The organism is Streptomyces sp. RKAG337 (assembly GCF_023701715.1).
Taxonomy (GTDB): domain Bacteria; phylum Actinomycetota; class Actinomycetes; order Streptomycetales; family Streptomycetaceae; genus Actinacidiphila.
Genome location: NZ_JAJOZA010000001.1, coordinates 5,902,173 through 5,914,318, shown reverse-complemented (window position 1 = coordinate 5,914,318; position 12,146 = coordinate 5,902,173). Strand labels below are relative to the sequence as shown.

Annotated in this window: 9 protein-coding genes; 2 read left to right on the top strand and 7 right to left on the bottom strand. The window is 71.8% G+C overall.

Annotated elements, in window-relative coordinates; genetic code table 11:
• Positions 1 to 7 precede the first annotated feature (7 nt).
• From LNW73_RS26220 to LNW73_RS26205, 4 genes are all read right to left on the bottom strand, one after another.
• Positions 8 to 1,036, bottom strand: coding sequence for a S1 family peptidase (locus LNW73_RS26220; RefSeq protein WP_250991577.1), 1,029 nt, complete (start codon positions 1,034 to 1,036; stop codon positions 8 to 10).
• Positions 1,037 to 1,407: 371 nt separating this feature from the next.
• Positions 1,408 to 2,145, bottom strand: coding sequence for a DUF1684 domain-containing protein (locus tag LNW73_RS26215; RefSeq protein WP_250975188.1), 738 nt, complete (start codon positions 2,143 to 2,145; stop codon positions 1,408 to 1,410).
• 240 nt (positions 2,146 to 2,385) lie between these two features.
• On the bottom strand, positions 2,386 to 3,369 hold the full coding sequence (locus tag LNW73_RS26210) for an FMNH2-dependent monooxygenase (protein WP_250991576.1): 984 nt from the start codon (positions 3,367 to 3,369) through the stop codon (positions 2,386 to 2,388).
• Between the two features lie 455 nt (positions 3,370 to 3,824).
• Positions 3,825 to 5,063, bottom strand: a complete 1,239-nt coding sequence (locus LNW73_RS26205; protein WP_250991575.1) for a DUF5685 family protein — start codon at positions 5,061 to 5,063, stop codon at positions 3,825 to 3,827.
• 290 nt (positions 5,064 to 5,353) lie between these two features.
• Here LNW73_RS26205 and LNW73_RS26200 point away from each other — a divergent pair, with 290 nt between their 5' ends.
• Positions 5,354 to 5,797 carry a cell division protein SepF gene (locus tag LNW73_RS26200; protein ID WP_138353331.1) on the top strand — a complete coding sequence of 148 codons (444 nt, stop codon included), beginning with the start codon at positions 5,354 to 5,356 and terminating at the stop codon, positions 5,795 to 5,797.
• Positions 5,798 to 6,040: 243 nt separating this feature from the next.
• Positions 6,041 to 6,832 carry a polysaccharide deacetylase family protein gene (locus LNW73_RS26195; RefSeq protein WP_250991574.1) on the top strand — a complete coding sequence of 264 codons (792 nt, stop codon included), beginning with the start codon at positions 6,041 to 6,043 and terminating at the stop codon, positions 6,830 to 6,832.
• A 69-nt stretch (positions 6,833 to 6,901) separates the two neighbouring features.
• Here LNW73_RS26195 and LNW73_RS26190 read toward each other — a convergent pair whose 3' ends face one another.
• The 3 genes from LNW73_RS26190 to LNW73_RS26180 form a co-directional block, all read right to left on the bottom strand.
• Entirely contained in the window at positions 6,902 to 8,089 is a 1,188-nt protein-coding gene (locus LNW73_RS26190) for an acyl-CoA dehydrogenase family protein (protein WP_250975192.1), read from the bottom strand.
• 50 nt (positions 8,090 to 8,139) lie between these two features.
• Entirely contained in the window at positions 8,140 to 9,957 is a 1,818-nt protein-coding gene (locus tag LNW73_RS26185; RefSeq protein ID WP_250991573.1) for an MFS transporter, read from the bottom strand.
• 212 nt (positions 9,958 to 10,169) lie between these two features.
• Entirely contained in the window at positions 10,170 to 11,807 is a 1,638-nt protein-coding gene (locus LNW73_RS26180; RefSeq protein WP_250991572.1) for a glycosyltransferase family 39 protein, read from the bottom strand.
• Positions 11,808 to 12,146 lie beyond the last annotated feature (339 nt).

Genomic DNA, 12,146 nt, shown 5'->3' with positions numbered 1-12,146 from the left:
TGCCGCGTCAGTAGACGCTGACTCCGTAGGCGCTGAGCGCTTCGGTGACCGGCTGGAAGAACGTGGTCCCGCCGGAGGAGCAGTTGCCGCTGCCGCCCGAGGTGAGGCCGACCGCGATCGAGCCGTTGTAGAGCGAACCGCCGCTGTCGCCGGGCTCGGCGCAGACGTTGGTCTTGATCATGCCGTAGACGATGTCGCCGCCGCCGTAGTTCACGGTGGCGTTGAGCCCGGTCACCGAGCCGCTGTGGATTCCGGTGGTGGAGCCGCGGCGCTTGACGGGTTCACCGACGTAGGCGTTGCCCGCGCTGGCGATGTCCTGGCTGCCGACGGCGCCGGCGTGCGCGACCGAGGCGTTGTCGTAGCGGACGATCCCGTAGTCGTTGTTCGGGAAGCTGTTGCCGGTGGTCGGGCCGATGGAGGTGCCGGAGGACGTGGTCCAGGCCGGGTAGCCCTCGGTGCAGTGGCCCGCGGTGAGGAAGTAGTACGTGTTGCCGCTGCGGACGTTGAAGCCGATCGAGCAGCGCCACTGGCTGGTGTAGATGGCGTCGCCGCCGGAGAGCAGCTTGCTGAACTTGCCGGCCACCCGGTTGATGCTCACGGCGTCGCCGTAGCTCGCGGTGGCCTTGGTGAGCTTGGCCAGCTGGGCGGCGGTGACCCGGCTGTCGACGCTCACAGCAAGCTGGTTGGTCAGCGGGTCGACGGCCCACGCCGAGCCCGCGATGTCGGCGGACCTGGCGGCCTCGCCCGCCTTGTCGAGTACTGCCGAGCTGAACCGGACGGTCCTGGGTGTCGCTCCGGCCGCCCGTACGGCGTCGGCGGCCCTGGCCGAGGTGACGTTGACGACGGTGGTCTTCGACGCCGTGTCGTAGTAGCTGCCCGCGGTGGCCGCGGTGCCGAGCGAGGTGGCGACCGCTGCGGCGGCCTCCGGGGATGCCGTCGCCGTGGGGGCGGCGTTGGCGGCGGGCAGCGTGAGCGCGGTGACGGCCACCAGGCCTGACGTCACAGCGAGCAGGCCGGCGCGTCGGGTGATTTTCATCTATTCCTCCTGTGGGGGGTGGAGGTCAGCTCGGCCTGTCGGCGCCGCACCGATAAACGAACTCGACGTGACCCTGACAAGCACTGGACGGGAGTATTCAGAGCCCGCGCGGAACACACAAGGGCGCCTTTTCGGCCGCGCCGGTCGGACGCGACGGCGCCCCGGCGCCCGTGCGGACCACCGAGGCACACCCGGGCTGACGACATCTCAACCGGCCGCGGCCGTCTCTCGAACGGGCCTCGGCCGGAGCATCTCGAACCGGAACCGGAACCAGCTCCTGAAGCCGGCCCGACCGGATTTCGAACCGGATTTCGGACCAGGTCTCGGACCAGGTCTCGGACCAGATCTCGGACCAGATCTCGGACCGGGTCTCAGCTGGTGAGCACCTTGCTCTCGCCTGCCTCCAGCGCGAAGGGCAGCGTGTTGCCAGGCGGCGGGAACGGGCACACGAACGCGTCGGCGAAGGCGCACGGCGGGAGCAGCGTCCGGTTGAAGTCCAGCACCACGCGGCCGTCCGCGGCGGGCGCCGGGGTCCGCAGGAAACGGAAGCGGTAGCTGCTCCTTCCGCTGGTCGCGTCGGCGATGACGCCCCAGAGCGTGCCGTCCTCCTCGACCGCGACCGCGAGCGAGTGCTCAGCGCCGTCCACGGTGAAGGCCAGTTCGCCACTGACGCCGAGTCCGCGCTCCCGGCCGTCGGCGTGCGGCACCCGCACGGCACGGCCCTCGGGGTACGGGTGGAAGACCGCCGGGACCACCCACCGCTCGTCGTAGTCGAACGCGCCGATGCCCGCGAAATCACGCCGGGCGTCCGAGGCCGGGTCCCAGATCCGGAGGGCGAGCAGCCCCTCGCGGTCGATCGCCACGATCCGCTTCTCGCCGAACAGCACCGGCTCGCCCTCGGGTTCCAGCCGCCCGAAGACGCCGTCGCTCTGGTGGACCACCGATCCGTCCCGCTCCCGCCACTCCCCCGGCAGCCCGGGGATCTTCCCGTCCTCGGCGTCGGCGAGCCAGTACGTGCCCGTCAGGGCCAGGGGCCCGTACGGCGCCGCGACCGACTCGGCGCGCCGCTCGCGCCAGTTCTTCCAGTCCTGCTCAGTCTCGGAACTCATGGTCATCAACCTTCCATAGCGGCTGCCGCAGGCCGAGATGCTCGCGCGGCGTCGTGCTCCCCGTACTCCGGTCGGCGGCTGCCCGCCGGCCGCCGGGTGGGGCGGTGGCCGGAATTGGCCCGTCCGGATCGCCGGGGCGCCCATCCGACCGGACGGCCCACCGCGCCGCTCACCGGACGGCCGGCCGTTCCACTCACTCGACGACCCACCGTCCCGCTCCCCGGGCGGTCACGGTGCCGCTCACCGGACGGTCACCGATCGGCTCACCGGACGGTCCAGGCCGAGGTGTTCGCGCAGCGTCGTCCCCGGCTGGAAGCGGCGGAACAGCCCGCGCTGCTGGAGCACGGGCACGGTCGCGTTCACCAGCCGGGTCAGATCCCGCCGCGGATCGGCGGGCCGTACGTGGAAGCCGTCGGTGATCCCGTCGCGGTGCCAGTCGCCGAACAGGTCGGCGAGGAGCACGGCGTCGGCCGGATCGAACAGTTCGACGGCGAGCGAGGCCAGGACCGTGAGCCGGTCCGGGTCCCGGCCGTAGGCCGCCGCCCGGCGGCGCAGGTCGGTGCGGGCCTCGTACGCCAGCCGCTCCGAGTGCGGACCGCCGACCCGTACGTACGCCACGTCCGCGTGCCGTGCGGCCGTCTCACGCGGCGCCTCCGAGGTCGCGTCGACGGCGAGTACCGGCCACCCCTCCAACGGTCCCGGCCCGGCTGACGCCACGTCAGGGAAGCCGGCGGCGTCCGCCCAGCCGTCCCGGAGCAGGGCCTCCGGGTCCGCCGCCCAGGCGTCCGGGAGCAGCGGCGTCCAGCCGGCCCGGCCGCGGCTGACCTGGTCGAGGGCGGCGAGCGCCGCCTGGACGGTGACGGTTCCGGGGTGGGTGGCGGTGGCGGCTCCGGGGTGGGTGGCGGTGACGGTTCCGGTTCCGGGGTGGGTGGCGGTGACGGCCGCCACCAGGCCGATGCGGTCGGTGGCGGGGGCGACCTGTGCGAGGACGGCGAGCGCGTCGAGCCCGCCGGCACTTCCGTCGGCCGCCGCCGGGGAGTCGTCGAGCGTGACGAAGTCCAGCGCGCCGCGCTCGGCGAGCCGGGCGAGCTCGATGTAGGAGGAGGCCTCGTACCGTTCCTCGTACCGTTCCTGGTGCGGTTCCCGGTGCTGATCCCGGGCGTCGATCGCGAAGGCCAGGTGCAGGGGGCGGATGGGTCGATGGCCTGGAGGGGCTTCGGGCATGCGGAGACTCCGTGGACACACTGAAGGAGCACGGGAGTTGCCTTCACGCACGCCGCGTCCCTCAACGCGACCGGGTCGTCATGACCGTGGCCCGAGGCTAATCCCACAGCGTCGCCCACTGTCAAGCATGTCCAACTGGTGGGCATCGCGTCTCAGCGTGGTTGACGGATGGGGACGGCGGCTGCTCCACTGACCCCATGCGCAGCTGTCAGTTGGTCACCCGCGACCACATCGACTTCGGTCGAGTGTGGTCGTCCTCGTGTTGTCGCTGACCCTTTAGGGCCTGCTCGGCCGGCCCTGGCTCCGCCCGCCCGCGCGCACCGTCCCACTCCCGCCGCGGCCGCACCACCTCAGGCTCTCCCCGTCAGCCCGGTCTTCCTTCACGCACCCACGTCACCTTCTCTCCCTCCCTCGTAGGCACCTCGCGAGTTCGAGAAGGACTCTTCATTCCCCGTTCAACACCCGCAGTCACAACCGCAATCGCAGCAGTCGCACCCATCACAGCAATCGCAGGAATCGCAGCAGTCGCAGTCGCAGTTCGAGCACCATCCCTCGCGGCGCCTGCCGCTCCACGGATCCTCGTAATGGTCCCGGCAGCACAGCTGGCAGGTGCAGCACAGCCCGCTCCACAGCGCGCACCCGGCGATCAGCCCCCGCCGGCGCGGTGGTTCTGGCGGCGGGAAACCGTTGGGCGGGAAGCCCGGCCCGCCGGGCGCGTACGGGCTCTGACCAGGGCCGTACGGATTTCCGCTCAGCTGGGGCAGGTCCAATGTCTCCAGGCCCACGCCCAGGCCCTGCCCTTCGAGCGCGTCGGGGTGGCTGTGCGCGCAGGAGCCGCCGAAGGCGCGGTCGACCGAGCGCCGCAGTTCATGGGCGAGCAGGACGTGGACGAGCTGTCCGTCGGTGAACTCGGCGTCCTTCAGTGCCAGCCGCACCCCTCGCACCGCGTCGTCGCACAGCCGCCGCGCCTCGTCGCGGCCGGTGCCGGTCGCCGTCAGTGGGTTCCACGCACCCGACGCGGCGTCAGCCGTCTGGTCCTCGACCGCGTCCAGCAGATGCGCCAGCCGGCCGAAGAGCCGGCCGGCCTCCTCCAACGGCGCACGGTTCCCGGGCCGGCCGGCGAGGACCGCCGTGTAGCCGAAGGCGGCCGCGGTCGCCGTCTCGGTCGGCTCGGTGACCGTCAGCAGCGGGGTGCCCGTCCTGGTCAGCGCCTCGATCCCGGACTGCCGGTCCACCGCGTCCACCAGCACCGCCGTGTCGAATCCGAGCCCGCCGCCGGTCCGCGCCCCGGCCCGGTCCCAGCGCCGGGCGACGGTCCGCGCCGCCGCCGCGACCGGCCGCCGCCCCATGGCGCCGTCCCGGTCGTCGATGTGGTCACGCATCTTCGCCGACGCCAGCACGAGCGAGACGGCGGCGGCCAGCCGCGCGCCCTCGCCCGTCGCCACCGGCGCGGTGCGCATCCCGCGCAACGGACAGGGCCCGGCGGTCCGCCGCCACTTCGCCGACGCCGCCGCGCCCGGGACCTGGGCCTCGACCAGCGCCGAGATGATCAGCCCGTCGTAGTTGGTGGCGATGCGGGCCAGCTGACCGTGATCGTCGCGCAACGCGAGGCACAGCCCGCACAGGTGCGCCATCCAGGAAGTGGCGAGTCCCTCCGACATCCGGTGGCGACACGGCCTGATAATTCCGAACAACGCTCCCCCAGCGGCTTCATCGTACGATCGGCCCGACATGCTACCGATGGAACGATCTCATGACCGGCGTACCGCCGTCCGGCCGTGCCGCGTCACCCGGAAGAGGGGAGCGCTCCCATCACTTCGTCACCTTCCGTATGCCTATGGCTACCTGACTCCCCGACACCTATCTTGTGCACCAGTACCGTCACAAGTCCCCTGGGTGGCGGCTATCCGCTTGGCGCATCATCGGCATCATGGACGACCATAGGGGTGCGGACGATTTTGACCGCGTGTGAGAGGAGGCGTCCATGGGTTCGGTTCGACGGGCGAGTGCCTGGCTGGGCCTCGTCGACGACAACGGCGACGAGAGCTACTACGACGAGGAGTACGCCGACTACGGCGAGGGATCCGAGCGCGGCGACACCTGGGTGACCGACCCCAGGGTCCAGGTGGCGAGTGAGACGGCCGAGGAACAGGGCCGTCAGATCGCCACCGTGACCCCGGACGGCTTCCGGGATGCCCGCGGCATCGGCGAGCTCTTCCGCAAGGGCGTGCCCGTGATCGTGAACCTTACGGGTATGGAGTCGAGCGACGCCAAGCGCGTCGTCGACTTCGCGGCGGGTCTCACCTTCGGGCTGCGCGGCTCGATCGAGCGCATCGCCACCCGTGTCTTCCTGCTGACCCCCGCCGACTACATGGTCCTCAACGCCGAGTCGAAGCGCGGCGCGGACGGATTCTTCAACCAGAACTGATCAACCACGCTCAGCACCACGGAAGTACGGTATGGACAACGCTGTGAGCAGCCTGGGAGCCGTCGTCAACGGTCGCTGGTAGTCGTCCTTGGTCACCCTCGGACGGCCCCCAGGCGGCCCTGCGGTGAAGCTGCATCCGGCGGTCGGAGCCTTGGCGTGTGTCTTTTTCGGCCCCGTCCCCGATCCGCCCGGACTCGGCGCGTCCATCATCGAGCCGGGCCGTCGGCCGCTCAAGATGATCCCATGCCACAGACCCGCGGTGAGCTGCCCCGCCGCCACTTCCTTGCCGTTGGCGCCACAGCGCTGCTCGGCCTCGGCGCCGCAGCGGCGGCGCCCGCGGCCGCGCGAGCCCGGCAGGTGCCCACGCCTGAGACCGAGGTCAGCGCCGGTTCCATGGTGATGGCCCTCACCTTCGACGACGGCCCCAGTCCGCAGTACACGCCGCAGGTGCTGGACGTCCTGCGCGGCCACGGCGTCCATGCGACGTTCTTCGTGTGCGGCGACAACATCGGGCTGTACCCGGACGTCGTGCGCCGCATCGCCGCCGAGGGGCATTCGCTGGGAAACCACACCTGGTCCCACCCGCATCTCAGCGACCTGTCCGCCGCGGACGTCCGCGACCAGATGCAGCGCACTCAGGACGCCGTCACGAAGACCGGTGTGCGGGCGCCGGTGCTGTTCCGGGCCCCCTACGGCGACTTCGCGGACGCCTCCCTGACCGTCTGCGCCGACCTCGGGCTGCGCCCGATCTCCTGGTCGGTGGACCCGACGGACTGGGCCAACCCCGGCTCCGGCACCATCGCCGACCGGGTCCTCGCCGGTGCGGCCACCGGCGCCATCGTGCTGAACCACGACGGCACCGAGGGCGGCGACAGCGATCCCGCGCCCGGCAGCGGCGGCGACCGCTCCCAGACGGTCGCCGCGCTGAAGAGCTACCTGCCGGCGCTGATCGAGGCCGGCTACACGTTCACCACTCCTGACGCCCATCCACCGGGCCGGAGCGGGGTGCCTCCGCAGGCTCCGGCAGGACGCTGACCGCGGCGGCCGGCCCCGGCACCGACCGGTCGGTGCCGGGGCCGGTCTGCCGGGACCGGGCCGGGCGGCTCACCGGAACGCGTCGAGTCCGGTGAGTGCCTTGCCCAGGACCAGTTGGTGCATCTCCACGGTGCCCTCGTAGGTGAGCACGGACTCCAGGTTGGTCGCGTGCCGCATCACCGGGTACTCCAGCGAGATGCCGTTGGCACCGAGGATGGTGCGCGAGGTCCGGCAGATCTCGATCGCCTCGCGCACGTTGTTGAGCTTGCCGAAGCTGACCTGCTCCGGGCGCAGCCGCCCGGCGTCCATCCGCTGCCCGAGGTGGTGGGCGAGCAGGATGCCCTTGTGCAGTTCCACCGCCATGTCGGCGAGTTTGGCCTGGGTGAGCTGGAAGCCGCCGATGGGCCGGCCGAACTGCTCGCGGGTCTTCGAGTACTCCAGCGCCGCCGCGAAGCTGCTGCGGGCCGCGCCCATCGCACCCCAGACGATGCCGTAGCGCGCGTGGCTCAGACAGCTGAGCGGGCCCTTGAGGCCGGCGCCCTCGGGGAGCACGGCACCGGCGGGCAGCCGGACGTCGTCCAGGACGAGTTCGCTGGTGACCGAGGCGCGCAGGCTCCACTTGTGCTTGATCTCCGGCGCCGAGAAGCCGGGGGCGTCGGTGGGGACGACGAAGCCGCGGATGCCGTCGTCGGTGCGGGCCCAGACCACGGCGACGCCGGCCACCGAACCGTTGGTGATCCACATCTTGCGACCGTTGAGCACCCAGTCGTCACCGTCGCGCTTGGCGTACGTGCGCATCCCGGCCGGGTCGGAGCCGACGTCGGGCTCGGTGAGCCCGAAGCAGCCGATGACCTCGCCGGAAGCCATTCGCGGCAGCCACTCCTGGCGCTGCTCCTCGGAGCCGAAGCGGTGGATGGCGTACATCGCCAGCGATCCCTGTACGGAGACGAGCGAGCGGATGCCGGAGTCGGCCGCCTCCAGTTCCAGGCAGGCCAGGCCGTACTGGACGTTGCTGGCGCCCGCGCAGCCGTAGCCGGTGAGGGACATGCCGAGCGCGCCGATGGCGCCGAGTTCCCTGGCGAGTTCGCGGATGACGGGCAGTTCGCCCGACTCGTACCAGCCCGCCACGTACGGCAGTACGCGGTCCGCGGCCCAGTTCCTGACGGTCTCGCGCACCGCGCGGTCCTCGTCACTGAGCAGATCGTCGATCCCGAGCGGATCGTACGGATCGAACGGCGGCAGCGCGCTCCCGGACATGACGGTCTCCTGGGTGAGCTACGAGGTGATCTACAAGGTCGGGGACGACGCTACGTGCGTGCTCCCGCCACGTAAAGTCCCGCCTGCTGTTCGCCCGCGGACACCAGGCGTTCGGCCTCGGGCGCGTGGTGCTGGGCGGGCAGCGGGTGGCCCGAGTGGTTCTGGTGGTCCGGGTGGTCCGGGTACTTCGCGAGGGACGGCCGGCGTTCTCCGGCGGGCACCTCGTGGGCGGGGCTCTCGTGGGCTGGCGCCTCATGGGCGGGGGTCTCGTGAGCGGGGGTCTCGTGGGCGCCGAATCCCTCCGCTTTCAGGAGGAGGGCGCCGCAGTCCATCACCCGCGGCAGCCGGAGCGCGGCGAGCGCGCCCAGCAGGAGCAGTCCGGCGCTGACGACCAGCGTGACGTGCAGCCCGGTCACGAAGGAGTGCCGGGCGGCCTGCCGCAGCGCGGCTCCCGCCGGGCCGCCGAGCCGGCCGGAGACGTCGTACGCCTCCCCCAGCGAGTTCCCCGCGGCGGCGCCGTCGGCGGACGGGACGCCGGGGACGTGCGCCACGCCGGGACCGTACGCGGCGTTCATCACGCTGCCCAGCAGCGCGATGCCCATGCCCGCGCCGAGTTGGTAGGAGGTCTCGCCGATGGCCGCTGCGCCGCCCGCCTGAGCGGCGGGGGCTTCGCTCAGCATGGATTCGTACGCGCCGAAGATCGTGGTCTCCAGGCCGAATCCGAGCAGCACGAAGGCGCCGGTGAGCAGCATCGGCCGGTCGGTCTGTCCCATCAGGGTCAGGGACAGGACGGCGACGGCGGTGAGTACGAACCCGGTGCCGACCATGGCGCGTGGCCCGAAGCGGTGCAGCAGGCGCGAGCCGCACAGTCCGGCCGCCATCGCGGCGAAGGTGAGCGGCAGCAGGCGGAGCCCGGTCGAGAAGGGACTGAGGCCGAGCACCAGTTGCAGGTACTGGACGGCGATCAGTTCCAGGCCGACGAGCGCGAGCATGGCCAGGACGATGCAGCCGACGGAGGTGCTGAAGGTGGGGCGGGAGAACATGCCGATGTCTATGAGCGGGTGTTCGCGGCGCTTCTGCCGGCGCACGAAGAGCACCAGCAGCACCGCGCCGACCACGACGGGGCCGACCGCCCCGGGGTCGAGCAGGCTCGCGCCGCCGCCGAGGCGCTTGACGCCGAGGACCACGCCGAGGACGCCGAACGCCGCCATGAGGGCGCCGAGGACGTCCCACGGGCCGCAGCCCTCGCCCCTGGACTCGGGGAGCAGCCAGCGCGCGAGCGGCAGGATCACGACCATCAGCGGAATGTTGATGAGGAAGACCGATCCCCACCAGAAGTGCTCGACGAGGAAGCCGCCCAGTACCGGTCCGACCGCGGCGCCCACGGCGGCGACCGCGCTCCACACACCGATGGCGACCGCGCGCTCCCGGCGGTCGGGGAAGACCTGGCGGAGTATCGACAGCGTCGCCGGCATGATCATGGCGCCGCCGACCCCGAGCAGCGCCCGGGCCGCGATGAGGACGTGCGCGCCGGTGGCGAACGCGGCGAGGGCCGAGGCGAGGCCGAAGAGCCCGTAGCCGATCAGCAGGATTTTTCGCCGTCCGACGCGGTCGCCGAGGGTGCCGAAGAGGATCAGCAGTGAGGCGGCGACGAGCGGATAGGCGTCGACGATCCAGAGCAGCTGTATCGCGCCCGGGTGCAGATCTTCGGTGAGCGCGGGAACGGCGACGTGCAGCACGGTCGCGTCGAGCGCGACGAGCAGCAGGCTCACGCACAGGACCACCAGGACGGTCCAGCGTCCGGCCGGACGCTGATGCGGTGGGACGGCTGCCGGCCTCACCGAGCCGACCGTTGTCGTCCCAGTCATCTACGTACCTCCCAGCGGGGTGCTCTCACTACCTCGGAACTGGACGTCGCACACCATTCCGGTGGACCGGCGGTAAAGGCGAGTGAGACGACAGAGTACGCCAGGTGGAGGTCTGGTCATGTGGCCCACCTCACCTTGACGGAATGACCCGCTCCGGGGGCGGCAGGGGTCCGGGGCGCGGGTTCCCGTGCGGCGCCTGGCCGGGGCCGGGATCAGCGCAGGGTGATGACGGTGGCGGTGCCCAGCGACCCGGTGGTACGGATGGTTCGGGTGGTGACGGAGTGGCCGTCGATGAGGTCGCGCAGCACGGCGGCGCCGGGCTGCAGCCGGCCGTGCCGGAAGAGGACGAAACTGACCCTGGTGCCCGCCGGGAAGTCCGTCTCCGCCGCCTGGGCGTAGGTGATCGCGTCGCAGCCCGAGTACCAGCCCATCTCCGGTTCGTAGCCGGTGACCAGCAGGCACGGACCGTCCGAGGCGAGTTGTTCCGCCACCGGAACCGTCGAGTCACGCTCCGCGTTCGGTGCGGGCATCGCCCCGCGGGCCACCGACATGGCGGTCGCCGGGACGGTGACGGCGGCGAGCAGTGCCACGGCCGTCAGGACGTGCGCGGACCAGCGTCCCGTCAGGTCGCCGATCGCCTGCACGCCGAGGACGGTGAGCAGCACCACCGACAGGTAGATGAAGCGCGGCTCTCCGTCGGTGGCCATCCCGAGCAGGACGATGACGAGGACGGCCGTCGACCCCAGGAACACCTTCCGGCGGGCCGTCCGGCCCTCGGTCCCGGTGCTCCGGCGCCGCCGGAGGGCGGCGCCCGCCGCGTAGAGGCCGGCCGCCATCACCACCGCGCCGAGGTCGCCGGCCAGCCGGTACGGGAAGATCCCGAGGTAGTAGACGAATCCGTCGCCCACGTAGGCGCGGTTCGCGTGCGAGGTGGCGGAGAAGATCAGTCCCAGCGGCCAGCCGGCCACCTTCGTCGCGTAGACGAAGTGCGGCACCAGGCCGGCGAGGAAGACCGCCGCCGCCACGGCCAGCCGGCCGCGCTGCGCCAGCCAGGCGCGCGGCCCGTAGACCGCGACGGCGGCGATCGCGATCGCGACGAGGTTCCCGGCGACGCCGTAGCGCAGGTAGAACGCGGCCAGTGCGACGGGCGGCACCCAGAGCAGGGCGCGCGAGGAGGGTTTCTCCTGCGCCCTCGTCAGCAGGTACACCACGATCAGCAACAGGCCGGTGGAGCCGATGTCGTTGAGGAACTCGGGGAGCCGGCGCAGGAAGCCCAGCCCGCCCAGCACCAGCAGCGCCGCGACGGCCGCCCGCCGCGGGGTCGTCCAGCGGGCGGCGACGACGTACGTGACGGTGAGGGTGAAGAGCGCCAGGACGAGCGCCACGGTCCTGACCGCCCCGACGGTGTCGCTCAGGCCCAGCGCGAGCCGGCCCAGCACGGGCAGTCCGATCGGCCGGTAGGTGCCCCAGCCCGCGTCCGGCGTGCCGTCCAGCCAGGACCGCGCCTTGTTCGCGTAGACCGCCTCCTCGTGCCCGAGGTACGGCTCCTGGTCCTGCAGCGCGGCCCAGACCACGGCGGCCGCCGCGAGCACGGCGGCGGGCAGCGCCCACGGCGGGACATGCCGCAGCCGGACCACGAGCCAGGACAGTACGTACGGCGGTTTGCGCCCGGCCGTCGCCCAGGGGCGGGCCAGCAGCCACGCGGGAGCGGCCACGAGCAGGAACGGAAGGGGCTGCCAGCCCGGCAGCGGGCCGCCGACGCCGACGGCCGGCAGGATCTGCTGGACGACCGCCGCCGCGGTGAACACGACAGCGACGCCGAGTGCCGGCTGCCTCCCGGGGCGGACCACGGCGTGCTCCTCTGGTTCGTCGTGCGCTTCGATCTTGACGCTGCGTTACCTGCCGCGCCCGGCGGGCCCGAAGGCCCAGGTCACGCGGGTACCGCCGCGGCGGCCCCAAACGCTATCGCACGCCCCGGGCCCCATGATCACCGCGGCGTCCCGCCATTCGGACGGGAAACGCAGTGCATCCCTGAGGGTAATAGCCGATAAAAAGGCGGTTGTGATGTGAGTATCGACACCCGAACATAAAATCCAGAGTTCCCGAATTTTCACTCAATCTGTGAGTGCCAAAGGAACGGGTGAGACGCACTCCACATCACATCGTCATTACAAAGACGCTCGTTCGGC